This window comes from Symmachiella macrocystis, assembly GCF_007860075.1.
Classification (GTDB): domain Bacteria; phylum Planctomycetota; class Planctomycetia; order Planctomycetales; family Planctomycetaceae; genus Symmachiella; species Symmachiella macrocystis.
Map to the genome: position 1 here is coordinate 560473 of NZ_SJPP01000003.1, position 26997 is coordinate 587469.

Genomic DNA, 26997 nt, shown 5'->3' on the forward strand with positions numbered 1-26997 from the left:
AGGACAGAACATGAATGCAATCCGCGACCGCGCCTCCTCACCCCATCCACAACCGTCGGAAGTCCGCTTAGACGCCAAGCATGATCGCGCGGCGCACAACCCACATTCCGACGACACGACAACAATTCGCCGTCGCTACGATCAACTCATGAGTCGTTTGCGGCGGATCGCCACCGATCCGTTGCAGCGCGTGCCGCAGAACGATTACTTGCCCGCATTGCATCGCGGAGCATTGACGCTCGCCAAGCGGGTTTATCATGACATTCGCCAATCCGCTGCTGAAGGCAGCGACACGCCCAGCGACCAAATCTCACCCACTGCGCTATTGAAAGTCGGCGAATCGTTACTAGACCGTCACGATCGGCAACAACAACTTCTTGCCGAACTCAAGGAGCTATCGTTGGAGTTGTGCGGGCTCATTGCAGAAATGCCTCGTGAACGGCCTCCCAAATATACAAAAATCGTCGAGTTAACCGACTGCATCATTGAACAGTCCGCTTCCAAAACCACGATCGAGGACATCCTCCCGCAACCCGGTCTCCCCATCACAGAGATCCTGGCAGGCGAACTACCGACAAGTCATACACGCGTCTACGTCGAAGCCGTAACCGCTGCGCAGCTCATCGCCTGGACGCCCAACGCGCACAAAGCCATGAAAACGCGCGAGCAATTGCAACACCTCATGATAGCCGCCTTGCTGCGGGATGTCGGCTGTCTGGTCATCGATCCCCATGTGATTCACAATCACGAACAGCTCAAGGAGACTCAACTCGGTTTGTATCGCCGGCATCCGCGATTGTCGGCGGCAATGATCGGTCGCATGCGACGCCCACCAATTTCCGTCGCCCGACTCGTCGCGCGGCATCACGAACGACTCAACGGGACCGGCTTCCCCGCGCAGTTGTCCGACCTGCAATTCAACGAAGCCTTGCGTCTCCTCACCGCTGCGACCGATTACGTTGCCATGTACCGCTCGACCGCCCCAGTGAATCATTTTGTCACGCACCCGGAGTCTCGTCGTCGCGAGATGGCCCAAGAGTTTTCGTCCCGCGCCATGCGAGGACAACTGGACCATGACTGGGTCGAACGCATTCTCGGCGGAAGTGAGCGGACGACCGAATTGGCCAAGCCCACAAAAACCGACACACCACCGCAGCATTCAACACAGTTGTCAACGCAGCATCAACTGCACTCCGACCACGTTCGCCTCGCGGCTCCGCATCATCAAACGCAACTGCCCAACGACGGTGCGTCAGTCCCCCAGCCCCAGTCGCTCGTATCGCAACCTCATTGAATTCACGCCGGAAGCCTCACATGTTTCGTTCAAAACCAATCAACGACGCGCCGCCCCCGGAAGAACCGGGCGCGCTGACCGATGACGACTATTGGACCAGTTCCCGACGCCCGCTCTCCTGTTTGATTTTTCTACTGCCGCTGTTGGGACTGTATGAAGTCGGCGTGCTCTGGTTGGGCGGCAGTGAGCCAGCGTCGTACCGCAACGGGGCCGATCATTGGATGCGCACCGCACTGCACGAAGTTGGACTGGTACAAGTCCACGTGTTGCCGGCGATTGTGATTGGACTGTTATTGGCTTGGCATCTGGGCGGCCGGTATGCCTGGAAGGTGAACCGCGAAACGTTGCTCGGCATGACCGCCGAATCGCTGTTGTTTGCGTTAATGCTGGTGGTCATCGGACAACTGCAAAGCTTAGCGTTTGCGGAAATCAACGAATCCACGCTGCCGGCATCCACCGCACTGGCCTCTGCCGGCCTATCCAAAGTGGTCAGTTTTGTCGGCGCGGGCGTGTACGAAGAAGTCTTGTTTCGCCTGTGGATGCTACCGCTGTGCTACGCCGTGTTTTACGTGCTATTTCGCTCAGCGCGCTGGGCGGCCGGGACGGCGATTCTGGTAACCAGTGTCCTCTTTTCACTAGCGCATTACGTCGGCCCTCACGGCGATGCGTTCTCCGCACTAACCTTCTCGTTTCGCGCCATGGCCGGCAGCTTCTTCGCCTTGCTGTTTTTACTGCGCGGCTTCGGCATCACCGTCGGTTGCCACGCCGCCTACGACCTACTCGTCGGCATCCTACTAGTCGACCACACCTAAAACTCAATGGACGTAGGGTGCGTCGCGACGCACCTTTCTCACGTAATACGGTCGATTCCCCAATCGAAACCAGCGCTGCATACTCATGCAGGTAAACCGCAACGATGGACGAATCCAAACTGCAGATCTATCAAAACGACGAGAACTCAGCGGCGGCTAAACTGCAAAGCATCAGAGACCGCATGGGAGAGAAGTATGCCGCCCGCATCGCGGCTGCCGGTCCGCTCCGCCGCGCGTTTTTGCATTGGCGAATGCAGCACGAGATCGAAGCCGAAATTGCGAAAGCGGCGCAGTCCATCGCCGCGCGATTATGATTTATGCGAGAAATCCATCGCCGGAATCCGCTCAAGCGGTCAATTGCTCAAACAACGCTTTGTAATACCGCATGACTTTCAGCGGATCGGTGGTTGCCGGGCTTTCGGAGAGACAGTAGCCGTCGTAATCTTGTTGCTTGAGCAACAAGAACAATTCCTGATAAGGATACTGTTGGTCAAACAAATCGTGAATGTGGAGCGTTCCACCGAGTTTGTGTTTGAGCAGGTCGAAGTTCATCTTGATCGAACCATTGACCGTCTCACCCGGATTGGCATTCCAACACACGACCACTTGCGGGTGATCGGCCGCGTCCATAATTTTGCGGATCACCGCCGGATCTTTCGTCCCGCGCCCGTGAACTTCGACACGAATTTCCTGGCCATGGTCGGCCGCAAATTTTCCGCACTCCCGCAATGCTTCTCCGATTCGGGCGATGGTCACTTGCGGGTCTTCCCCTTTGACCAAACGATTCGGACGGACCTTCACCCCCGTCCCGCCGATATCCGCTGACAGTTTCACGAACTCGTTGGTCAACTCGATGTTGCGCTGCACGATCCCATGGTCGGGATCGTGATATTCGCAAGCGGACCCAGGTCCCACGAATTCGACCGGTGAGTCATCAAACTTTTGCTTAACCTCAGCCCGCTGCGCTGGTGAGAGTTCGACCTCGACTCCATGCTTGTGAGTGGAACGCAATTCCACGCCCGCGAAACCGGTGTCGCCACAATTCTTGATAACTGTATCTAGGTCCCAATCCTTGCCCCACAGATACGTCACCATGCCCAGCTTCAACATTGTTGCTCCCCTCGAATTCCAATAGCCACCCCACCAAAACCGACTTCCTCTCCCTCTCGGAAAGGGACCGAGGTGAGAGGTTTCGCTTATCAATTGTTCGTCATCGCTGCAGGTCGTTGGGGCAATCTCTCAATCCTACATCGATAGGTGCATCGCGGCACACCCTACGAATGAGGGGAAAGCCGTCTCTCTGCCTACCAGCGTAGTAGCCCGGTGCCCCAGGAAAGTCCGGCGCCGAAACCGCTCATTAAGATCGTGTCGCCCCGATTGATACGGCCTGCTTGGAAAGCTTCGTCCAGGGCGATGGGAATCGACCCGCCTGAGGTGTTCCCCAATTTTTGTAGATTCACAAAGACTTTGTCGTCCGGGATGCCCAACTGTTCCATCGCATAATTGATGATCCGAATGTTCGCCTGATGCAAAATGAACAAGTCGACATCGTGCACGCTCATGCCGGTTTTTTCCAGCATCAGTTCGATCGTATCGGTGACCACCCGGACCGCCCACTTGAACACATTGCGACCATCCATTTTCAGGTAATGTTCGCTCTTGTCGATTTGTTCGTGGGTAATCGGTTGCCGCGATCCCCCCGCCGGACAATTCAACATCGGCCCGCCGCTACCATCGGCCCCGACTTGATAGCACATCAACCCTTGATGGGGATCTCCTTGGGCGAGCAAGACCGCCCCTGCACCGTCGCCGAATAAGGGCGCGGTCCGCTGATCGGTGGGATCAACAATCCGACTGTTACAATCGGCCCCGATCACCAAGGCAAGCTGGCTGTTACCGGTCGCGACGTATTGCGCGGCGGTGGTGAGTGCATACATGAAACCCGCACACGCTGCCTGCAAGTCCACAGCAGCCGCATCGAGTCCCAAAGCATCCTGCACCAAACAGGCCGTTGAGGGAAATGCAAAGTCGGGTGTAAAGGTACCGACCAAGACCAAATCAATATCTTGCGGATCGACACCCGCGCGGCGGATCGCCTTGCGTGCCGCCGCGATACACATGTCGCTGGTCGCAAGATTACTGGGTAGATACCGTCGTTCTAGAATCCCCGACCGTTGTTCAATCCACTCCGGATCGAAACCAGCACTCTCTCGCAGATCTTCATTGGTCACAATTTGATCGGGTACGTACGATCCGCACGAAACGACCTGCACGCCGAGCATCGAATTCGTACGGCGGCTGAACCGGTTGATCCGCGGCGATGACGCCTGCGGTGCGGGAGAGCTTTGTGAAGACATATACCAATTTTCCTTAGACGATGGGTGTTTTCCAAAACCTGCGGAATCGATATAACAACAGTTGGCGAGTTATCCTGACAACACACTCAATGTTGCATTCCGCAAACTGGTTTGAGCACCGATACGACTTCCGTCTTAGTGAACGTTCAATTTCGTGAGTGGTTCGCAATCTGCGTGCGCACACTGCGTGTTCGATGAATTCAAAACCAGTCGCTGCGACCACAAACCGGCCGCGCGGAAAATCGCAAAATGGAATGGCCCAAGAGGATTTCTCTGGCATCCATGCCTTTCGTAATCTGCTATTCGCAGTTGACGGTCCAATATTCGGGGCAAGCAATCATCCGTCGACGAGCTGTACTGGGCAGTGTAACTGGTTTTAAGTCTTGAAACCAGCGAGGTTTCACACCGACACCGACCCGGCCCTCTCATTCACCCCAAAACACGCATCTTGCCCGCGAGGGACATTTTTGAGTACGGACTGGGAAGAAAACTCATGTGTTTGCTCGGTGTCGCCTTCAAAACTATACCTCAACATCCAGTTTTTCTCATCGCCAACCGTGAAGAGAGTCCCCTGCGGCAGAGTACGGGACCGGCGATCATCAAGGAGCCGCCAGGAAAATCGAACTGGCTGGGCGGTACTGACTTGCAAGCCGGTGGGACTTGGTTGGGCGTCAATCAGCAGCAAATGATCGTGGCGGTCACAAACCGCCAAAAGCAGCAACTCCCTCAATCCCCGCGATCGCGCGGCTTATTATGCCGCGATTTGTTGGGATTTTCCGATATCGCAACGGCTATCGCACACGCTCGACAACAACTGCTCACAGGGAATTATGCCGGTTGCAATTTCCTGCTGGCTGCCCCCGATACGGCGGTGAGCATCGAGGCAGGCGATGAATTCCTCATCACACACTTACCGCCGGGGATTCACTTGATGGCCAATAGCGACCTCAACGACCCGCTGGACCCCCGCATTGGTCGCGTGCGCCTCCTGCTGGAAGGCATCGACAGTGAGCTCGCCGAAGACTGGATTCCTGCAGCAAAAAAGATCTGTGGACTGTCCGGTGAGGGCAGCGAACCGGCGATTTGCCGCACCGGTAGCGATTGGGGGACTGTTTCTTCGTCGATTATCGTACTTGCGGACGCCGCAGCTCAGTCAACATACCTGCATGCCGCCGGTCCCCCTTCATCGACTCCCTACAACGATTTTAGCAATATGTTCCAACAACTTTAGCTGCGACTGCCTGAGATTGAATCCCTGGACAGCGACGGTATATACTGTCCGGTCTACGAGTCTGGGCAAACCCCAGGAGTAAGATCATACAGCGGCAGCCAGTAGCTGCGGTACTCAGAGAGCGCCCGCCTCCCCCTTGCCTGTACCTCTACCGGCAAACGTTCCAGCAAACACTTACCGTCGCTCGGTTTCCAACGTTTTCGGTGGTACTTTTTGATGCGTCCAAACCCAGACCATGGGCCGTTTTATTTGGGAGTCGATGTTGGCGGAACCAACATTAAAGTGGGTGTCGTTGACTCCCAGGCGTATTCGTTGTCACACGTTAGTCGGCCCACGAAACCCAAACTTGGCCCTGAAGTCGGTCTGCAAACCATTTGTGAAGCTTCGCGAATGGCCATCGAACAAAGTCAGCTCGAAATCAGCGAGATTCATGCTGTCGGATTAGCAACGCCGGGCACCATGGATATTCCCAACGGATTGCTGCTCGATCCTCCCAATCTTCCCGGTTGGACGAATCTGCCGTTGCGGGATCAGTTGTCCGAGGAGTTGGGACTGCCAACCACACTGCAGAACGACGCCAACGCTGCTGCCTACGGGGAATTTTGGGGCGGCATGGCGCGGGACGCGTCGAGTTTGGTGTTTTTCACGCTTGGCACGGGAATCGGTTGCGGCATTATCATTGGTGACACAATTGTCGAAGGCGCGCATTCCCACGGAGCCGAATGCGGGCATATCATCATCGAAATGAACAACGGCCGGCTCTGCCCGACAGGTCAATTTGGCACGCTGGAAGCCTATGCCAGCGCCAAATCTGTGGTCAAACGCTGTCGCGAAGCGTTGGATGACGGACGTGAATCACCGATTACCGCCGAATTAGAAAAAGGCGAGAAACTCACGCCGCTACTGATCAGTCGCATGTGCGACAATGGAGATGAGTTGGCTGAGGAATTGATCATGCAAACCGCCCGCTATCTGGGTGTTGGTACGACGACGTTAATGCATACAATCAATCCGGAAATGGTCCTCTTCGGCGGCGCCATGACGTTCGGCCGTAACGAGACGGAACTGGGACGTAGGTTTCTGCAGGAAATTCGTAATGAAGTCAAGAAACGTGCTTTTCCGGTCCCGGCCGAAAAGACGCAGATTGAATACGCGAGTTTGGGCGGAGACGCGGGCTATATTGGAGCCGCCGGCTGCGCGAGGTTGAAGTTTCCCTAGCCCAATATTTCAATGCTGGTGTTCCTGCCTACTGCCGCGCCGGAGAATTTGCACCAGAAAACCGTAGAGCACACGGCCGCTTAACGCCATCGATTCGGACGTCAATCATACCACCACTGAGTTTATTCCATCACGCAAATCGTCTGTAGGATAGAGTTTTAAACCGCACATGGACACACAGTTCATCCGCAATTTTTCGATCGTCGCGCACATTGACCATGGTAAGAGTACGTTGGCGGATCAACTGCTACTCAAATCGGGGGCCATCACCCAGCGCGAGTTTAAAGAACAAATCCTCGACGACCTGTCGATCGAACGTGATCGTGGAATCACCGTCAAAGCGCGGACTGTTGCGATCAATTACACGTTCGAGGGTCAAGTGTATGAACTGAATTTGATCGATACACCGGGGCACGTCGATTTTCACTACGAAGTTTCCCGCTCACTCGCTGCCTGTGAGGGCGCCCTCCTGTTGGTCGACGCGTTTCAGGGCGTTCAGGCCCAGACCGTTGCCAACGCCTACGCTGCCATCGACGTTGATCTCTCCATCATTCCGGTTGTCAACAAAATTGACCTGCCGGTGACCCGTATTGACGAGGTCTTAGAAGAAATCGAAACCGTCTTGGGACTGGAACCAGACGACGCGTTGATGATCAGTGCCCGCGATGGAATCGGCGTGGATGCGGTGTTTGAAGCCATCATCAAACGCGTGCCGCCGCCGCAAGGCAAATCAGACGCTCCGCTGCAGGCGCTGGTGTTCGACAGCAAATACGACTCGTTTCGCGGCGTCATGACTTACGTCCGCATCATGGAAGGGACGATCGAAAAAGGCCAACGCATCAAGTTTATGCGTGAAGGGACCACCTACGACGTGTTGGACATTGGCCAATTCCGACCGGAGATGAGGGTCTGCGACAGTTTGGGACCGGGACAGGTCGGTTACATTCTCACCGGCATCAAAGACCTCGGGCAAGTCCATGTCGGCGACACCGTGACCGACGCGCGGCAGCCGGCCGAGAAATCCTTGCCCGGATATCAATTGCCGCAGCAAATGGTCTTCGCCGGACTGTATCCCACCGATTCCAGCGATTTCGAAAAACTCCGCGATTCTCTGCAAAAACTCAGCCTCAATGACTCCAGTTTTTCATATATGGCCGAAACGAGCGATGCGCTCGGTTTTGGTTTTCGCTGCGGGTTTTTAGGCCTGCTGCATATGGAGATCATCCAGCAACGACTGGAACGCGAAGCAGATGTCGATCTCATCCAAACTGCACCGAACGTGACCTACGAACTGTTGCTCCGCAATGGTGAGGTCAAAAAGATTGACAACCCGCAAGAGGTGCCCGATGCCGGTTCCATCCAGGAATTCCGCGAGCCGATTGCGCGGGTCAATTTCATTCTGCCCACCACGGGTATCGGCCCGATTATGCAACTGGCCGCTGATCGTCGCGGTACTTACATCAGCACCGAATATCTCGGCACCAATCGCGCGCTGATGATCTATGAACTTCCGTTGGCGGAAGTCATTTACGACATGCACGACAAACTCAAGTCGGCAACGCGCGGTTATGGCACATTGGACTACGACGTCATTGGTTTTCGCGCAGCTGATTTGGTCAAAGTCGATGTCCTGGTCAAAGGCAATCGCGTCGACGCTCTTTCCACAATCATGCACCGTGCCGATGCGGAGCGTCGCGGACGCAATTTGGTCAAGCGACTCAAGAAAGAAATCTCAAAACATCAATTTGAGATTGCCATCCAGGCCGCCATCGGTGGAAAAGTCATCGCCCGCGAAACCATTTCGGCGTTGCGCAAAAACGTCACCGCAAAATGCTATGGCGGCGACATCACCCGAAAGCGTAAACTGTGGGCCAAACAGCGCGAGGGTAAAAAACGGATGCGGCAATTCGGTCAGGTCGAAATCCCACAAAAAGCCTTCCTCTCCGTACTCGAAGCGGGCGAGGATCAGTAAAGTCGCCGCGGCGGGTTTCGGCACCAACGACTGCCCCGGCTACACCGGCGTGCAATTCGACGACGAGAACGGCACCCAGCGACATGCTTTCCACATCCGAAAATGTTGAGTCGCAGCCCAATGCGCGTAGCCACCGTGGTTACGGCGCCGTGCGACAGTGTGTGGAGTTTCTCGTCTGCCTCGGCATCGCCGTCTCACTGTGCAAAACCTTTGCCGTCGAGACCTACATGATCGAAACCGGGTCGATGGCGCCGGGATTTTATGGCTGGCATCGCGAGGTCACCTGCCCCCAATGCCGCTGGCATTTCGCCTTTGGTGTCGAGCAGGACCAAGGGGATGACGAAGCGATCTGTCCCAACTGCGACTTTCGCGAAATCCCTGTGCCCGCTGTTGAGGCCGATTCCGGTGACTCGCAAAACGTTGCCGGCGATCGCGTAATGGTCCACAAACACCTCTTCGATCTCCGCCCGCCGCGCCGCTGGGAAATCGCCATGTTTCGAAACCCCGGCCAGCCGACCGAAAACTACGTCAAACGCATCGTGGGACTCCCTGGTGAGACCATCCAACTCCGCGAGGGCGACGTCTATATCAACGGAGAGATCCAACGCAAAACACTCGCACAGCAACGCCAGATGCGGATTGCCGTTTACGACAACGATTATCAACCGCACGACACAGATCGCAACTGGCACCCACGCTGGCGCGCTCAGGCCGAGCAGAGCCCTTGGCTGGTAGACGGCGGAGACTTTGACATCTTTATCAAACACTCCCAGGCAACACTCAGCGATCAGTTGCACTGGATCGACTATCAGCATTGGATCCGCCAAGGAGGCTTGCGTACGACGACCGTACCACTTACTCAATGGCCACCTGAAGCCGACCCACCCAATCCCTTTTTCAGCAATGTGACTCATGATGCGGCAAAAAAACAGCTCGTCTGCCGCGGTGCCATGCCTCTTGCCGCACGAGAACATCTCGCGGGGCTGAGCAAAGATTTCGCATTTCAACAAGCGGTGGACCTGCTATTTGAACGATCGCATCGCGCTCCGATTTCCGACGGATACGGCTACAATCCCTCAGCTGGCGAAACCCCAGTTCGGGACCTGATGCTGGAATTGCAGTTGACCTACAGTGGAGGGACGGGCGAATTCACGGTGCGGATGTCCGATGGTCGAGAGATCATGGATTGCCGGTTGGATTTCGGCCGGAAAATGATCGAGCTGTTCTCCTCGCAAGAGACAACCCCGATTTTTAAGCATCCGCTGCCCGAGTCACTTCTCACCGGCACAGCCAAGTTGGAAATGTCGCTGATGGACCGGCAATGCTTGGTGGCGGTCGATAGTGTTCTGATCGGCCAATCTTGGACTTATCCCGCGGAATCGGCGCCCAGCCCCCCGCCTCAAAAGCCGGTGCAATTCGGCGCTGCGGGTATCAATTTGCGAGTGAGCGCCATCAAGCTGTTCCGAGACGTGCAATACCTCTCAAAATCAAACGAAGCGGCGTTCCTGCCGTACACATTGGGGGACGACGAATACTTCGCGCTGGGAGACAACAGCCCGATTTCCGAGGATAGCCGCGTCTGGCTGGCTCAGCCGACGGCACGAAAGCTCACGAGCCGGCATTTTATCGGCCGGCCGTTTCTCGTCCACTTGCCGTCAAAAACATGGCGATCCTCGATCAGCATTCCAGATTTCTCTCGAATTCGCTATATTCGCTAACAGTGACATCGTAGTAAGTTACGACAAATCAGCGGCGGAACATTCTCGTCCAAGATCGACCATTGAGTCGTGTTGCGTTAAGGTTTTGTCGGCAAGACCGAATTGTCATTGCCAACCAATATTTGCAAGTTGCCGAAGGTGCGGATTGAGGGAACGGACTGGGTTCCAGAAAGCAACTCCGCAACTCCGACGAATCGAATCAACGCCTAAGCGCGCATCGACAATAACAGCGAACGAAAATAGCCATGGGTCCACGTAAAAAAGCAGCCACCGCAAAACCGACCAAAGCATCTCCGCCTCCCAAGGTCGAACCGGCTAAGGATGCGGACGTCCAACCGACTGGCGGAAAACGACGGCAGGATGGATTTCGAGAAACGGTGGAATCGATCGTGATCGCCTTTGTGCTGGCGTTTCTATTTCGCACCTTTGAAGCAGAAGCCTTCGTCATCCCCACCGGTTCGATGGCTGAAACGCTCTACGGTCGGCATAAGGATGTCACGTGCGAAAAATGTGACACACTGTTCCGCGTGAGTGCCAGCGACGAAATCGAAGAAAACGGAATCATCGCCGTCGACTGGTCCACGGGCGAAACACCGAATATTGTCAACTACGCGCTCTGCCCCAACTGCCGCTATCCCAACAATGTCTTAGACAATCAGGCATTCGTTGGCGACCGCATTTTGGTCAATAAGTTTCCCTATGAATTCGGCGACCCGGAGCGCTTCGATGTCGTGGTTTTCAAATACCCCGAAGAACCCAAGACCAACTACATCAAACGACTGGTTGGATTGCCGGGGGAAACAATCAAGATCGATTGGGGGAATCTCTACGCTCGCAAATCGGATACAGAAGAGTTTCAGATTCTGCGGAAATCTCCGGAAAAACAAAAGAAGTTGCAAATCCCCGTGTTTGACAACGACAAGCCGGCTCAGCAACTTCTCGATGCGGGTTGGCCCGAGCGTTGGGCATCTGTTGCCACTGTGGACGGAAAATGGTCGGTCGTCAAAAATGGCTGGTCGGAAGACGCGATAAAACGCAGTTTTCAATTCTCGGCAGCGGCCCCACCGAGCGACGACTGGCAATGGTTGCGGTATCGGCACATCGTACCGTTCGCCGACGACTGGCGGCGCGTGTTGAGCGGCGAGCGCGTTGACGAACCGCAACCTCCGCCGCAATTGATCACTGATTTTTCGTCGTACAATTCGGGAATCTCCCAGGGCATCGCGCAGCGGACGACACCGACTGGCGATCTGTTTCCACAACCGCCGACTGATACGTGGGGCGTGCACTGGGTCGGCGACTTGACCCTCAATTGCGAAGTGAACCTGTTACAACCTCAGGGCGAATTGCTGTTGGAGTTGGTCGAAGGGGACCGTTGGTATCGCTGCCGCATCGACCTCACCACCGGCACAGCGGCGTTGGAATATGTCGACACCAGCTTTAATCTCGATCCCGTTCCGCTCAAAGGGGCGACCGACGCCAACACCCCGCTCAATCAAGCCGGATCGTATGACGTCGAATTCGCAAATGTCGACGATCGGTTGTTACTGTGGATCGACGGAGACCTGATTGATTTTGGTGAAGGTGGCGGAATCGTTCCGCCGATCACCTTGTCGCAGCGCAAACCGACGAACCGCGACTTGGCCCCGGTGGGCATCGCTGCTCGCGATGCTTCGCTGTCGATCTCACACTTGAACGTCTCCCGCGACGTCTATTACCTCAGTTGCTCTAAGGATAATCTCGGCAACGGCACACATGCACAGGTCGACTTTAGAGCACCGACCAGATTATCGGAGTTACGCACCTTTCTGGCCAATCCGGAAACAGCATTCTCAGGCAAAGGGCATAGCCAAGGCTATGTCGACATGCAGTCGAACGAATTCGAGTTAGGCGAAGACGAGTTCTTCGTACTGGGCGACAACAGTGCCCGCAGCAAGGACAGCCGACTGTGGGATTCTGGACGCATCCCCAATCGCATTGGTGACAACAACGAATCGCTACACAATCATGCAGTTCCCCGCGATTTGTTGATTGGCAAGGCATTTTTCATCTACTGGCCACACGGCATTCCGTTTTTGAACAATGGACACGGGATTCCCGTTTGGTATTACAACCAGCCCGAGGTTGTTGAAGTCGGGCCTGGTGATTATCGCCCTGTTCAGCCGTTGGGGCCCAACGGGCCGATGGAATTAGAGAAATCCAAGTACCCCAGCTTGTCGGTCCCCTTCTATCCGCAATGGCGACGTTGGCAGCGTATTGAGTAACCGGCGGTTTTCATATTTGATGATCTCACACGTCACGGAGGATGAGTGAACTCATGTCTATTTTGCAAGCACAAGGCCTGGCCAAGGTTTACGGTGGACGCCGCGTCGTCAACGGTGTCGACCTGAATGTCGAACGCGGGGAAATAGTAGGATTGCTCGGCCCCAACGGTGCCGGCAAGACCACCACCTTTCGCATGACCTGCGGCATGATCGCTCCCGCCGAAGGTCAGGTGCTACTCGACGGCGTCGACGTGACCAATTGGCCGATGTACAAACGGGCCCAATATGGCATGGGGTACCTGGCCCAGGAATCGAGTGTCTTCGTCAAGTTGACGGTCGAACAAAACATCATTGCCATTTTGGAAATGCTACACGTGAAGCGCCGCGAGCGCCGCAAAATCACGGATGAACTGTTGGAGCAATTTGGGCTAACACGTCTGCGCAAATCGGTTGCATCGCACCTCTCCGGGGGGGAACGTCGCCGCTTGGAAATTGCGCGCTGCTTGGCCAGTGAACCGGCGTTGATTCTGCTCGACGAACCATTCACCGGTATCGACCCGGTCACGATTCACAGCATCCAAGACATCATCCGCGAACTGCGCGACACCGGCATCGCCATTTTGCTGACCGACCACCGCGAACGGGAAACGCTCACGATCACCGATCGCGCTTATGTGATCTGTGCTGGTCAAGTGCTCGTCTCGGGCGACGCGGAAACCGTTTTGAAAAACGAATCCGCCCAGGAAATGTACTTCGGCAAACGCTTCGACGCCGATTCGATCATCAGCGGCAAAGAGGCCATGCTGGCCGAAGAACAGGCCAACCGCGAAGAAGCGGCTCACAGAAAACTTACCGCTGACAATGCTGCGGCCGCCGAAGCCCAAGCCGCTGCTGACGACGCGGCCGAGAAGGAAGCATCCGACGAGGACAAGAGCGCCGCCTGACACAAAGGAAAAACCGTCAACGGTCATTCACAAAACCCGACCACCGTTGCCGCATAGACCACCGCCACGCGGACCAGATCGTCGATGTTCACCCACTCGCTCGTCGTGTGCGCGCCCCCCGCCTCCGGCCCGTGCGTAATTGCTGCGATCCCTTTTTTCTGCCAGAAGCAACTCCCATCGTCGGCAAACGGCTTGGCCCCGATCGGCAGTTTCTCGCCCGTTACGTGCGCATAAACATTCTGAAACGTAGCTGCTAGGTCGCTTTGCTCATCGAGTTCGAACGCGTCACGAATCAGCAAAAACTCGGCATCGATCGTTGCCCCTGTCTTTGCGGCTACATCTGCAACCAGCGTTTGATAGTCGCGGCGAACTTCTTCCCAAGCATGCCCCGGCAACCATCGCAGCGTTCCCTGCAACTCGCAGGTTTGCGGATATTGGTTGTACATTTCGCCACAATTCAGCATCCCCACAAATGCGCTCGCGCAGCCCGCCATTGGATGACTGTTCTTTTCCAATTCCACGTTCCAGTCCAACAATCGTTGCGTCAGCTTTGCTCCGACTTCTAAAACGTTCGGTTCTTCGCGCGGGCGAAAGACTTCGTGCACCGGCTGTCCCGGGCGGCTGATTTTGATTTTTAGATGCGCATTTCCGCGACCGATCACCGGCAAGACGTCGTGCGTGTATTCGGGAATCAAGACGCCGTCCCCCACATACCCGTCGTCGATCAACTGATTCAACTGCCGGCAATCTCCCCACGGCGCTTCATGCAGATCGTGAGCGGTCAGCAAAACTCCGCCGCCATCCAAAACCTCCGAATCGCGCACGACACGCAGCGCTTCGACCATGGCGGCCACACCCGCTTTCATGTCGCTCGCTCCACTCCCGGTTAGGCGGTTTCCCTCGACAGCTGATGGAGCGAACGGCAAGTGCACCGTGTCCAAATGTCCGTTGAATTGCAAGGTCCGCCCCGGTTTCCCTGAGTCCCACCGCACCACGACCGCCGGCGATGTCGGCCACGCCGCCTGCGGACGCTCCACCTGGAAGTCCTCCTCCGCCAGAAAAGCAGCCAGTGCATCGGCCACGGCACCGGCGTCGCAGGTGGGGCTAGGAATATCAATCAATCGCCGAGCCGTCGCCAACAGGCGGTCGCGAGTCACCGTTTGACGAATGGCTTGCAACTTTTCGGCGGAAATCGGCATTTCTTCTCTCGTCTTTGTAATTCATCCAGATAAAACGTACGAATAATATCAGCACCGCCTGAACACCATAGCAGTCCGTCCCCAGTCGGCAAGAACATCGCCCTTTGCAGGATGAAAGGCCGGGCTGTTTTGTTGGCAAGGTCGACCCCGTTTCATCAGGCAGCTATGATAGTCGGTGATATTCATTTCTCTAGTTTCCGCCCACTCCGGTCGAGTGGATTCTCCTGCATCAGCCAAGGTCAATTGTATGACTATTCCTCCCTGTACAGACTCCATGCTCAAAGACGGCACGTTCGATGGAAAAACAATCATCGTTACCGGCGGTGGCACCGGCTTGGGACGTTCGATGGGCCAATACATCGCGCAACTGGGTGGAAACCTGGTTATCTGTGGTCGCCGGGCAGATGTGATTGCCGAATCGGCCGCCGAAATGGCCGAGGCCACCGGGGCGAAGGTTTTTGGACAAGCCTGCGACGTCCGCGACCCGGAACAGGTCGAGGCACTCATTGATGCGGCAATCGAGAAGTTTGGCGCGGTCGATGGTCTGATCAATAACGCGGCGGGCAATTTCATCTGCCCCACCGAACGGCTGTCCTACAACGCCTTCAACACGATTGTCGATATTGTATTACGCGGAACCAGCAACTGCACTTTGGCAATGGGAAAGCGTTGGATTGATGCCGGGCAACGAGGAAGCTTTTTAAACATCGTCACCACGTACGCCTGGACCGGATCGGGATATGTCGTCCCCTCGGCCGTTTCCAAGGCTGGAGTCTTGGCACTCACACGTTCGCTGGCATCGGAATGGGGCAAGTACGGCATTCGCTTAAACGCCGTCGCACCCGGCCCATTTCCCACCGAAGGGGCCTGGTCGCGATTGATGCCGGATGCTCTTAAGGAGACGTTTGACGCATCGCACCGCATCCCCGTTGGCCGCGTCGGTGAACATCAGGAATTGGCCAACCTGGCTGCCTATTTGATGTCCGACTTCAGCGCTTACATCAACGGCGATTGCATCACCATCGACGGCGGAGAATGGGTCCGCGCCGCTGGACAGTTCAACGGCCTCGAAGCGGTCTCGTCCGAACAATGGGACCAACTGCAAGCAGCTATGAAACCCAAGAAGGGTTAATCCCAGGCGCACCACAGATTAAGGAAGGCTCCATGCAATTCTCAACGGAAGATTTGCTACGTCGTTTGGGTTCCGGTGAAACGATTGAAGCGCTTTGCCGCGACCTCCAGATCGAAAGTGGCCAATTCCAAGAGTGGTGGACGAATGAAACCAGGCGGCGGTTATCGCCGAACTCCAACGCAATACCGGCGCCGATTTCCGCGACGACAAAGATCCACCGCGACGATCGTGGCATTCCGCACATTGTTGCCGAAAACGATGTGGATCTATTCGTAGGCTACGGCTACGCGATGGCGGCCGACCGGTTGTTTCAACTCGACAACCTTCGCCGTAAAAGTTCAGGGCGATTAGCGGAAGTTGTCGGTGAAGCCGCCGTTGATCTTGACCTGACCGCACGCACCATCGGCTTTCGTGCCATTGCGGAGGCACAATGGCAACAGCTTCCCAGCCAAACCCGGACCCTGCTTACCGCCTTTACCGCCGGGATCAATGCACATATCGAAGCCGTGGGAGATTTACTGCCGATTGAGTTTGCTCTGCTCGATTACCAGCCCGAGCCTTGGACCGAAGTCGATTCGCTGGCAATCGAAATCGAATTGCAGTGGTACCTCACCGGACGCTTCCGCGTGATTGCCATTCCGGAATTGGTCAAACGACAATTAGGCAACGGCCCGTTGTATCGCGACTTTCTGTTGGGTGAAGCGGACGACGAAGCCATGCTGCCCCCCGGCGCTTACCCGACCACAGCAGCGGGAGATGTGGAGCCGGTCGGTGTCGTGCAAGGGTCCCCCTTTGAAGCACATGGCAGCAACAATTGGGTTTTGGCCGGAAACAAAACCGTCTCAGGAAAACCGCTGTTGGCCAGTGACCCACATATTGCGTTTGCGGCAGTCTCTTGTTGGTACGAAGCGCATTTGTGCGGCGGTTCATTCAACGTGGCCGGCATGACCTATATTGGCATGCCGGCAATGATGTTCGGTCAAAACGAACACGTCGCCTGGGGTTGCACGAACAACCTCTGCTCGCAGCGGGACCTATATCAGGAACAAACCGATCCCGAGCATCCCGGCGCATTTCTCTACGATGGAAAATGGGAACCGGCGCAGGAATTGACAGAAACGATCGTTGTCAAAAATGCACAGCCGATCCACACGACAATCCAGTTTAGTCGCAACGGGCCAATCGTGAATGACATTCTGCCGGCTGCCGCCAGGAATACCGGTGCGGTCTCCTTGCGCTGGTTGGGACGGCATAGCAGTGGTTGGCTAACCGCATTGTTGCAAATGAACCAAGCGAAAAGCGTGGAAGGATTATTCGCCGCTTCGCAACCGTGGCATGTCCCGACATTCGCCGTCGTGGCGGCCGACGAACAGGGGCACATCGGCTTTAAAGCCACCGGGCGGATTCCTCAACGAAAACTCAACGAACGAGGATATCGTCCCGGCTGGGACCCAGACCACCAATGGACCGGCCTGATTCCGTTTGAGCAGATGCCGCATTGGTCCGATCCCGAGCGAGGTTGGATCTGCACCGCCAACAACCGCGTTGCTGATGACGACTTTCCCTACCCGCTGTACGGAACGTGGAGTAGTTGCCAGCGTGCGCGTCGCATCCGCCAAATGATCGAATCCAAACCGCAGCTCTCACGGGATGACATGGCTGCCATGCAGGTCGACTCGCTGTCGCTGCGGGCGGTCGAATGCGTTCCGTCGTTAGTCGCAATTCTCGAATCACACTCCACACCCCCATTAGCACAAGCCATCGACGCGCTGAGCGGATGGAATTGTCGCTGCGACCCGCACGAAGTCGCCCCCACTTTGTTCAACGCCTTTTTCGTCAATTGGTGCCAGACGGTCGCAAACGAACGCTTTGACGGAGAGGTTGCTGATTTTGTCGCCGGCGCAGCGGCCGGCATCGCATCGCGACTATTGGCCGCCGACAGCAACGGCTGGTTTCATCGCCGTAATCGGATTGACGCCGTCGTGGACACGTTCAAATTGACGATCGCCGAACTTACTGAACGGATGGGACCGGAATTGGCGACGTGGCGGTGGGAACGTTGGCACCGCATGCCGCTGCGGCATGTCCTCAGCCGGATCGGCGACTTGGGAGCGTTGCTCAATCATGGCGATGCCCCGGTGCCCGGTGATATGACGACTGTGGGCAACACCGGGTACAGCCCCGATGGCCGCGCAGTGACCGGCAGCGGCTATCGAATGATTGCCGACTTTAACCAATCGGCACCCGTGCTATTTGCACAAGACGCGCAAAGCCAATCAGGCCAACCGGGCAGCCCGCATTACGACGATCAACTCGCCGACTGGTTGGATAAAAAATACCACAGCCTGCATTTGTCGCCCGCAGCGGTGGAACAGGCGGCCTGCTCGACCCTGACTTTGAGTGTACAAAAATAGTCGCCAGCGCATATTGCCATGCATCAAAAAAAAGAAGCGACCGCGCGTCACTGTGACACACTGCCGCTCATTTTTTTCAGGACGCTCTGACTTCTTGTATTACGAAAACGGGAAGGGTTGTGGTTCGAGCAAAAACGGAAAGACCCGCAACGGCACCCCGGCCGGCAGATCGCTTTTGTAAACCAATTGGGCGGCGCGATCGGCTGCGTATTGCAATACGGTGAATTCCAGTCCGCAGAAATAATCCTCACCGACTTCGGCGGCCACATCGGCAAAAACTTCGCCGGCCGAGGCCGCGTGCCGACGGACACCATGCAGGCTGTTTTCGCGGACTTTAACGCCGGCGGCAGAAAGCTTGATCAACCCTTTGAGAAAACGACCGACCAGCGTATCAGGGCCGGTGGCTCGCCACAGACGCTCCCACTCCTCGTGGGCTTCCCAATAATATCCAATGTTAAACAGATCGATGGCCACCAGGTAATTGCGACTATCAGCCCAGCCCTCGGCCTTCAACGGTGGCGGGGGGGGACCTTTTTTACCATGGCTATGTCCGCGGGGATCACGAATGGGATGCGGGGTCACAGTTCCCGGTATATACGTATATCCCGGCAAATCTGCCGCGGGCAACATCCGCGGAATCGAAGTGTCAATTTGGGGCATCAATGGTTTCTCCGTCATATCAATTAATACAGCATCTGTGAGCATGCGGATAACCGCATGGGTTTTTTGTTCAGCTCAGTCGGCGGCCAATATGGATTGGCTGCGTCCTTTTATAAAACGACACTCAAACTGGCAGATGCCAATTTCTTGGCCTCACCTCTTTAGAAAACTCCTGAGAGGCAGCCAAGTCAAGAAAAAAATCACAAACTCTCGTTGGTCTTGTCCAGATATTTCCCGATGGGAAACAGCTATGACGCAACTCAGGTGGAAAAGTTCTTGCCGTCGGCCTGCTCCGCGACTTCTCGCTTGATCCTTCGCATTAGACCCGTAAAACCGCGACGGCGCGTCATTCCCAAAGTCTCCGCCAAGCCCAACTGGCCTAACAAATCCTCCGGAACGGTAGCCACATCCGTAGCTGGCGCGCCTGAGAGTCCTTCCACTAACATCGAGACGTAACCACGAACGGTGGGAGACCGCTCCGTGACATACGCCTCCAACTGAGCTTGGCCGTCCACGACGTCGACCCACAAATAAACCGGGGTTTGGCACTCTTTGACCAATCGTCGGGTATCTTCCCGCTCCGCCGCCCGCTCGGGCGATAACTCCGGCAGATCGAGGGACATTTCAATCAACGTCTGCAAAGATTCTTCAGGATCCAGGCCGTCGAACTCCTCTAATAATTCGCCTAACTTCAATCGTCCGAACCCCCGCACAATTTTGTCGTCTATTTCCGCACCACGGTGCACGGTCCATTTCGTCAATCGCCGAAAGGCACCACAAAACTCATATGCAACTCAGCATGCCGCAGCCCGAGCGACACCCATTCCTGCCGGGCCATTCTGCCAAAGACCGGATGGTGGACGTTCGGCGTTTCCGTTTCATAACGTGCGACTGCCTTTTTCAAATGCGACAATCCCTCCTCGACCGAAACGTCTCCCGGCGACAATGCTCCTGCATTGGCCGGTAGTTTGAAGCCTGCCCGCATCGGTTTTGTGATGAAACCGTTTTTGATAAACGGCGCCACCAACGTTCGCAAAAACCAAGGTGCCTGAAATGGAAAGCCGTCAAACGAACAATCCAAAGACACCGCTAAATGCTCTAGGATTTGTCCGAACGACCACTCACCCAACGTCTGGTATTCCCCCGCTGCCAGGCTTTCCGCATCCGTGACAATGTCGTTGAGATTGCCATAATGCAATTCGCGGCGACCGTTGGCTTGTAGAGTGGCCGTCATATTTGAGTATCGCTCCTGGTTTTACGTCACAGTCCGTTGATTTCGACTAATCTCGTAACAATCTGTCAAACGCCAAACACTATTGGAATTCTAATCCGGACGAACCATTTCCGTGCCGCGATCACAATAAAATCCGCGCGAGTCCTCTTGAGGGAGGTCTAATCTTAGTTGTTTTTCCAGGGGTATTTTCTTCGTGCTGGTTGGCAGCAACGGTGCGGTCTTAGGCGGGACGTTCATGTGAGGACTCGTGCACGTCAGTCAACCAAGCTTGTAAATTTTCCCGGCAATTGGCGAGCATACGTATACTCAAGCAACGCCACGCGAAGAACTCACAAAGTCGAAGCGATTCCGGCACTAGCACCGGTCCTCAGCAATGGGGTGAGTCCGGTCAGGACATTACTCCATTCTCCGCCTTAACACGAACTTTACAAGAGGAGTTTTGAGGTTACGAGGACGATTTCTTGGAAATGATAGGTAAGGTCCACGAACTTTGCCTACCATTCCTGGAATTGGTAATCCGCACCGTCACCGGCGGAAATGGCTAAGGTTTATTACGCTTAGCAATCACGACTGAAGAGTGCCACCAGTCGCGGGATGAACCGGGCAAAAGCCCGTGCACGATGACTGAGGCGTTGTTTGACGACCGCGTCCAATTCGCCGAACGTCCGATGATATTCGGGAATCATGAACAGCGGATCGTAACCAAAGCCATTGGTCCCGCGCGGACTGTCGATGATCCGTCCGCGACAGCTCGCTTCGGCGGTCAGGCGAATCTGCCCATCAGGATCGGACAAAGCGATGCTACACACATAACCGGCAGAGCGCTGAGCTGGCGGCACGTCGGCCAACTCCGTTAACAACTTGTCGTTGTTTTGTTGGTCGCTCGCATTTTCTCCCGCATAACGAGCCGAGTAAATCCCTGGACGGCCGTCCAAGGCATCGACCATCAACCCGCTATCTTCGGCCAACACCCACCGTGATAATTCCAACGCCGGTTCCCGGGCCTTCTTGGCGGCGTTTTCAGCAAACGACGCTCCATCCTCGACGACCTCCGCAAGATCAGCCACTTCGGCAACGCTGATGACATCGATACCGTGTGGCGCCAAAAGATCCTTGATCTCGCTGCTCTTCTTGAGATTTCGGCTGCCGAGAACAATCTGTGGTTTGTCAGTCATGGTGTTGTCGGGAACGGCGGCCGGTTAGGCCGTCTTGCTGCGTCCTTGTCGTTTACGGCCGTTCTCGGTGAGTACGATCTTACGCAGGCGAATGCAGCCCGGCGTAATTTCTACGAACTCATCTTCTTCAATGTATTCAAGCGCCATTTCCAATGACATTTTCCGCGGTGGCCGCAACAAGATTGCGTCGTCGGCGCCTGATGACCGGACATTGGACAGTTTCTTTTCGCGAATCGGATTGACGACCATGTCGCAATCGCGGGAGTTTTCTCCAATGACCATGCCTTCGTAACAATCATCGCCGGGCGATACGAACATGTCAGCCCGTTCCTGTAGTTTCCACAAGGCGTATCCGACGACTTTTCCGTTTTCCTGTGAAACCAACACGCCGTTGGGACGCCGTGGAATCTCCCCTTCGCAGCGTTTGAAGCTTTCAAAGCGGTGGTGCATGATGGCTTCGCCTTTGGTGGCGTTCAGCACGCGTGTCCGCAGTCCGATGAGTCCGCGTGCCGGGATCGAAAATCGCACGTGCGTCATTCCGGTCGATCCGCCCGACATCTCCTCCATTTGACCGCGACGGGCACCGACCATTTCCATCACCGAACCAACCACGTTGGCAGGCACGTCCACTTCCAGGCTTTCAAACGGTTCGTGCCATTTGCCGTCGATCTCTTTGCGAATCACCTGAGGCTTGCCAACCGACAATTCGTATCCTTCGCGCCGCATCTGCTCGATCAAAATCGAAAGGTGCAACAATCCCCGACCGGAGACCATAAAGGCGTCGTTCTGATCCGCTTCTTCGACGCGCAAGGCAACGTTTGATTCCAATTCCTTCATCAATCGCGCCCGCAAATGGCGGCTGGTGACGAATTTTCCTTCGCGTCCAGCCAACGGCGACGAATTGATAGTAAACAGCATCGAGAGCGTCGGCTCGTCGACGGCGACACGTTCCAGCGGGTTGGGATGTTCGGGATGACAAACGGTATCGCCGATTTCAGGATCGGGGAGACCGGTCAAAGCAACAATATCCCCAGCGGTCGCCGTTTCAGCATCGGTGCGACCGAGTTTGTCGAACAGTTGCAGGTTCACGACCTCACCGGCAACTTGGCTGCCGCCCCCTTTGAGGACGGCCACTTTGTCACCGTTTGAAACTTCGCCGCAATTGATACGGCCAATGGCGACGCGTCCCACGTACTCCGACCAAGCGATCGTGGTGACCATCATCTGAAACGGCGCTTCGGCGTCGACTTTGGGTCCCGGAATATTGTCGATCACCATGTCTAACACGGGGTGAATCGATTCGGTCTTCTCGTTGGGATCGTGCGTGGCGTAACCTTCGCGGGCACTGGCGTAAACGTAGGGGAAATCCAACGTTTCGTCGTCCGCCCCAAGCTCCACCAGCAAGTCGAACACCTGCGACAACACCTCGTCGGGCCGGCAGTCGGCACGGTCGATTTTGTTGATGACCACAACCGGCTTCAATCCACATTCCAAGGCTTTGCTGAGCACAAAACGTGTCTGCGGTCGCGGCCCCTCGAAGGAGTCGACCAACAGAATCGCCCCATCAGCCATCTTCAACACCCGCTCGACCTCGCCGCCAAAGTCAGCGTGTCCCGGGGTATCAATGATGTTGATCTTCACGCCTTCGTAGTTGATGGCGATGTTTTTGGCCAGAATCGTGATGCCCCGTTCGCGTTCCAAATCGTTGGAATCGAGAATGCAATCTTCCTGAAGTTGCGCATCACGAAATTGTCCGCTTTGGCGCAATAGAGCGTCGACGAGGGTTGTTTTCCCATGATCAACGTGCGCAATAATGGCGATGTTACGAAGGTCGGTGCGTCGCATGGGAATCGGATTTTCCACGTTAATTGTGAGTTCAATAAGAAACACGAAGCCGTTTCCGCGAATCGCTGGTCAAAACAAGCGAAAACCAGTCAAAAACTCCAGAAACGCTACGCAGCGGAATGATAAGTGGGGCGTGTAATCTTCAATGGAAATAGAAGGACCGAGAGAGCAATCCGCTCGATCCGAGCATCCGCATCGCGCTGGACGTTCCATCAAATGCGGAAAACACAACCGAAAGGCTTGCCCAAGGTGCCCTCCACCCATGGAAATTCGGCCGAATCACCGCCGTAGTTTAACAGCCAACCGACCATCCCTAAAGGGCAAGCCTGTTAAGAACGCGTGAGTTCGTTGCGAATCGGCAGAATTTCGATAAATTTGAGCCATCCTAGCAAACAGTACTTGAACAAATCGTCTCACGACCCCACGCCCACTGGACTGACGCAAAGTATTACCCTCAAGTCAATTACGGCACGACGACCAACCACAGCGTCCCACAACAGCCCCACTCCCTCCTGCAGAAAGCCACTCCAGTATGCCGCCGCAATTATTGGTCAGTGTTCGCAACGAAATTGAGGCAGAAGCGGCGCTTCAGGGCGGATGTGACATCCTAGATATCAAAGAACCGGCACGAGGCTCGCTGGGAATGGCCGATATCGAGGCGATTTCGGCGGTTGCCGATGTGATTCAGCAGCAGCAGGTCGATGTGGAGGTCAGCACGGCCTTGGGGGAGACCACAGATTGGTACGCGGCAGCCCCCCCTGCTCTGCCGGCCGGAATCAGCTATGCAAAACTAGGCACCGCCGGCTTGCGTCCGGATTTGGATTGGCAGCAGCGTTGGACCGGGGTGCGTCGCCAGTTCGAATTGGCCGCCAATCGGAATATCTCCTGGATCGCAGTTGCCTATATTGACTGGGAACTGGCTGACAGCCCCCCGCCGCTCGAGATCGTCGCTGCGGCTGCCGAAGCTGGCTGCGCCGGTGTATTGTTTGACACCTTCGCAAAAACAGGTCGCGGACTGTTCGATTGGCTTTCAAAGCCCCAGCTGCGAGCTTTGGTGAACGATATCCACTCAGCCGATCAACTGGTGGCGGTCGCGGGACAAATCGCGGCTGAGAACGTACCGACGCTGATCGACTTTGCCCCCGACATCATTGCCATCCGCTCCGCTGCCTGCGCCGAGGGACAACGCACGAATGCCATTCATGCAGAGGCCATTCGGTACTTCAAAACAGCAATGCACAACGCCGCAATCGCAAACTAATCCTCAGCATCCTCGGCTTCGCCCATTTCGAGCTGTCGCATCTTGCGGTACAGGTTCGAGCGATGCAGTCCCAACATGCGAGCCGCTTCGCTCATGTTGCCTTGCACCCGTTTCACAGCGCCGCGTATGAAGCGTTGTTGAAAGTGCTTGGTGGCATCAGCCAGCGTTCCATCCGAAGGGTCCTCTTCCTGCCCCATCGACGAACGATCGGGGCTGAGGATGAATGCTAAATCGGAGACTTCGACCTTCTCGCCCGGCGCTAAAAAAGCGACCCGCTCCATCAGATTGCGAAGTTCACGGATGTTGCCGGGCCAGGAGTGTGCCTGCAGTCGCCGTCGCGCATCGGCGCTGATCTTCAGCCGTTTGCGTCCCGCTTGCACGGAGAACTGTGACAGAAAATACTCCGCCAACAGGAGCACGTCCTCGGGACGATCGCGCAGTGGTGGCAGATCCAACGTCACCACCCCCAACCGATAATACAAATCCTCGCGAAACTTCTTGGTCCGCACTGCTTCGGAAAGGTTGGCGTTCGTGGCTGCCACCACGCGAACGTTGATCGGAATGGTTTGCGATCCGCCCACGCGGGTAATGACTTTTTGCTCCAGCACACGCAGCAACTTAGCTTGTCCGCCCAGGGTCATATCACCAATTTCGTCGAGAAACAGCGTTCCCCCCTCGGCCAATTCAAATTTGCCCTGCCGCGCTTCGTGTGCGTCGGTGAAGGCGCCTTTCTCATGGCCGAACAATTCGCTTTCCAGCAACGTCTCCGCCAAAGCGGCGCAGTTGACAGCGACAAACGGGTGATCGCGGCGCGGGCCGTGATAGTGCAGGGATTGGCTGACGACCTCTTTCCCGGTTCCACTCTCACCCAAAATGAGCACCGGCAATTCCGTGGCGGCCAGCCGCTGAATCGTATCTTTGAGCACGGTGATTGCCGGGCTTTCGCCCACAATTCGTACGCCTTCAGTCACCTGTTCGGTCAGTTGTTTTTGCGTTCTGACCAACTGCTCGCGGTCTTGCGTGGACTGCAGGGCCGTTGCCGCTTGTATACCCAGTTGCGTTAGACTTTCTTCGTCTTCCTCAGTGAACGCGCCGGCGAGTTTATTGATCACCTCAAAAGCGCCGATCCGCTCGCCGTCGCCGTTGAGCAACGGCACGCACAGCAGGTTTTCCGTTTTGTATCCGCTTTTGACATCGACCTTTTTGTCAAACCGCGCATCGCGATACGCATCGTCGACCTGTATGGACGTGCCGGTTTGAATGACTTCGCCGACGATTCCCGCACTATCGGAAAGCCGCAGCGTGCCCCCTTCGACTCCCAATGCGGGGCAGGCAATGACCTGCCGGTGATCCTGGTCCCAGATGAAGATGCTAGCGCGATCGGCTTCCAATAACCGTGTCGCCTCATTGGCGATCAGTTCTAACAGGGGAACGGTTTCTCGTTCGTGGCTGAGTTGCGAGGCGATTTTCAGGATCGCTTCCAGACGTTCACTCCGCCGCTGACTGGTCTGATAACGGCGAACAGCAGCAATGGCCGAACCAAGCCCCCAACCAAGCATCAACGCCGACCCGACTTGTTCAGGCTGGAGATCGCGGCCGGAAAAGAGCAACAACTCGCCCGAGAGGTCGGGCTGTGTAAAGGGAACACCAATCAGCGGCCAAAACTCGTCGCCATCGGGCGGCGCAATGAACATGGCCACCCCGCCGTCCAGCGCGTTGTCCAACTCATTAAACGGCAATTCGGTGAGATTGATATGGCCAAATTGCGCCGACAGTTCCCATTGTGGAGTTTTGCGGACCAGCCCCACCCACTGTGCCTGCAATTCGCTGGCCACATCGGGCAATTGGTTTTGCAGCAACTCGTCTTCATGGTTTGCCCGAAGAGCTGATTCCAACAAACGCAGCGTAAATTGCCACTCGGTACTGCCGGCATCTTTACGGTCAAACCAAGGAGTCTGTTGCAGCTTCATGGCGTTATTCGTGTCCAAGTTTGGGAACGAGCGGCATAAAAAGGATGTCACCGACCATGCGTCGACCTGTCATCGCAACGATACCGGTGTATCAATCCGATTGCAACAAGTCTCCCGTCCGATGGCCGGCGGACTGGTTTTTCCAGGGGAGTCCGCCGTCAAAGTTCCCCAAGGCTTGAGGAAACAGACCTGAGGAGCGGTGTGGCGTGCGGACCAGTCAGTGAAGTCGAATTGTGTGGCTTTGGTGTTTTTGGTAACGTTTCGGCCGGTTCTTCGAGAGCGACCGAGAAATGCTAA

General features: G+C 55.8%; 22 protein-coding genes. 13 read left to right on the forward strand and 9 right to left on the reverse strand.

Annotated elements, in window-relative coordinates; translation table 11 throughout:
- Nucleotides 1-10: 10 nt before the first annotated feature.
- From CA54_RS25675 to CA54_RS25685, 3 genes are all read left to right on the forward strand, one after another.
- On the forward strand, nt 11-1294 hold the full coding sequence (locus CA54_RS25675; RefSeq protein ID WP_146373849.1) for an HD-GYP domain-containing protein: 1284 nt from the start codon (nt 11-13) through the stop codon (nt 1292-1294).
- A gap of 20 nt (nt 1295-1314) precedes the next feature.
- Nucleotides 1315-2106: a CPBP family intramembrane glutamic endopeptidase gene (locus CA54_RS25680; RefSeq protein WP_146373850.1), complete on the forward strand. Its 792-nt coding sequence runs from the start codon at nt 1315-1317 to the stop codon at nt 2104-2106.
- A 104-nt stretch (nt 2107-2210) separates the two neighbouring features.
- Nucleotides 2211-2420: a hypothetical protein gene (locus CA54_RS25685; protein WP_145426537.1), complete on the forward strand. Its 210-nt coding sequence runs from the start codon at nt 2211-2213 to the stop codon at nt 2418-2420.
- A 31-nt stretch (nt 2421-2451) separates the two neighbouring features.
- Here the strand turns inward: CA54_RS25685 and CA54_RS25690 are convergent, their stop codons facing one another.
- Entirely contained in the window at nt 2452-3216 is a 765-nt protein-coding gene (locus CA54_RS25690; protein ID WP_197532835.1) for a sugar phosphate isomerase/epimerase family protein, read from the reverse strand.
- A gap of 194 nt (nt 3217-3410) precedes the next feature.
- Complete coding sequence (locus CA54_RS25695; RefSeq protein ID WP_146373851.1) at nt 3411-4463, reverse strand: beta-ketoacyl-ACP synthase III; 1053 nt, start codon at nt 4461-4463, stop codon at nt 3411-3413.
- Nucleotides 4464-4956: 493 nt separating this feature from the next.
- On the opposite strand from CA54_RS25695, the gene CA54_RS25700 reads away from it, so the two are divergent.
- From CA54_RS25700 to lptB, 6 genes are all read left to right on the forward strand, one after another.
- Entirely contained in the window at nt 4957-5694 is a 738-nt protein-coding gene (locus CA54_RS25700; protein ID WP_146373852.1) for an NRDE family protein, read from the forward strand.
- A gap of 216 nt (nt 5695-5910) precedes the next feature.
- A complete protein-coding gene (locus CA54_RS25705) occupies nt 5911-6912 on the forward strand; it encodes an ROK family protein (RefSeq protein WP_146373853.1) in 1002 nt (333 codons plus the stop codon).
- A gap of 169 nt (nt 6913-7081) precedes the next feature.
- The gene (lepA, locus tag CA54_RS25710; protein ID WP_146373854.1) at nt 7082-8884 is read left to right on the forward strand and encodes a translation elongation factor 4; all 1803 of its coding nucleotides are present in this window, start codon (nt 7082-7084) and stop codon (nt 8882-8884) included.
- Between the two features lie 83 nt (nt 8885-8967).
- Nucleotides 8968-10602 (forward strand): signal peptidase I, encoded by a 1635-nt coding sequence (gene lepB / locus CA54_RS25715; protein WP_146373855.1) that lies wholly within the window; start codon nt 8968-8970, stop codon nt 10600-10602.
- Nucleotides 10603-10847: 245 nt separating this feature from the next.
- Nucleotides 10848-12866 carry a signal peptidase I gene (gene lepB / locus CA54_RS25720; RefSeq protein WP_197532836.1) on the forward strand — a complete coding sequence of 673 codons (2019 nt, stop codon included), beginning with the start codon at nt 10848-10850 and terminating at the stop codon, nt 12864-12866.
- A 53-nt stretch (nt 12867-12919) separates the two neighbouring features.
- Entirely contained in the window at nt 12920-13810 is an 891-nt protein-coding gene (gene lptB / locus CA54_RS25725; protein WP_146373856.1) for an LPS export ABC transporter ATP-binding protein, read from the forward strand.
- A gap of 23 nt (nt 13811-13833) precedes the next feature.
- On the opposite strand, the gene CA54_RS25730 is transcribed toward lptB, so the two are convergent.
- Nucleotides 13834-15009, reverse strand: coding sequence for a M20 family metallopeptidase (locus tag CA54_RS25730; RefSeq protein ID WP_146373857.1), 1176 nt, complete (start codon nt 15007-15009; stop codon nt 13834-13836).
- A 247-nt stretch (nt 15010-15256) separates the two neighbouring features.
- Here CA54_RS25730 and CA54_RS25735 point away from each other — a divergent pair, with 247 nt between their 5' ends.
- On the forward strand, nt 15257-16141 hold the full coding sequence (locus tag CA54_RS25735) for an SDR family oxidoreductase (protein ID WP_146373858.1): 885 nt from the start codon (nt 15257-15259) through the stop codon (nt 16139-16141).
- 32 nt (nt 16142-16173) lie between these two features.
- Complete coding sequence (locus CA54_RS25740) at nt 16174-18555, forward strand: penicillin acylase family protein (protein WP_197532837.1); 2382 nt, start codon at nt 16174-16176, stop codon at nt 18553-18555.
- 99 nt (nt 18556-18654) lie between these two features.
- On the opposite strand, the gene CA54_RS25745 is transcribed toward CA54_RS25740, so the two are convergent.
- From CA54_RS25745 to typA, 5 genes are all read right to left on the reverse strand, one after another.
- The gene (locus CA54_RS25745; protein ID WP_145377732.1) at nt 18655-19215 is read right to left on the reverse strand and encodes a DUF309 domain-containing protein; all 561 of its coding nucleotides are present in this window, start codon (nt 19213-19215) and stop codon (nt 18655-18657) included.
- A gap of 260 nt (nt 19216-19475) precedes the next feature.
- Nucleotides 19476-19976: a SufE family protein gene (locus tag CA54_RS25750; RefSeq protein ID WP_146373860.1), complete on the reverse strand. Its 501-nt coding sequence runs from the start codon at nt 19974-19976 to the stop codon at nt 19476-19478.
- Nucleotides 19973-20449, reverse strand: a complete 477-nt coding sequence (locus CA54_RS25755; protein ID WP_146373861.1) for a DUF1569 domain-containing protein — start codon at nt 20447-20449, stop codon at nt 19973-19975. Before CA54_RS25755 ends, CA54_RS25750 begins: the two co-directional genes overlap by 4 nt.
- Before the next feature lie 557 nt (nt 20450-21006).
- Entirely contained in the window at nt 21007-21624 is a 618-nt protein-coding gene (gene rdgB, locus CA54_RS25760; protein WP_146373862.1) for an RdgB/HAM1 family non-canonical purine NTP pyrophosphatase, read from the reverse strand.
- A 24-nt stretch (nt 21625-21648) separates the two neighbouring features.
- Entirely contained in the window at nt 21649-23469 is a 1821-nt protein-coding gene (typA, locus tag CA54_RS25765; RefSeq protein WP_146373863.1) for a translational GTPase TypA, read from the reverse strand.
- 532 nt (nt 23470-24001) lie between these two features.
- Here typA and CA54_RS25770 point away from each other — a divergent pair.
- Complete coding sequence (locus tag CA54_RS25770) at nt 24002-24730, forward strand: (5-formylfuran-3-yl)methyl phosphate synthase (protein WP_146373864.1); 729 nt, start codon at nt 24002-24004, stop codon at nt 24728-24730.
- Here CA54_RS25770 and CA54_RS25775 read toward each other — a convergent pair.
- A complete protein-coding gene (locus tag CA54_RS25775) occupies nt 24727-26700 on the reverse strand; it encodes a sigma-54 interaction domain-containing protein (RefSeq protein WP_146373865.1) in 1974 nt (657 codons plus the stop codon). The genes CA54_RS25770 and CA54_RS25775 overlap by 4 nt on opposite strands.
- Nucleotides 26701-26710: 10 nt before the next feature.
- On the opposite strand from CA54_RS25775, the gene CA54_RS25780 reads away from it, so the two are divergent.
- Nucleotides 26711-26893 (forward strand): hypothetical protein, encoded by a 183-nt coding sequence (locus CA54_RS25780; protein ID WP_146373866.1) that lies wholly within the window; start codon nt 26711-26713, stop codon nt 26891-26893.
- Nucleotides 26894-26997 lie beyond the last annotated feature (104 nt).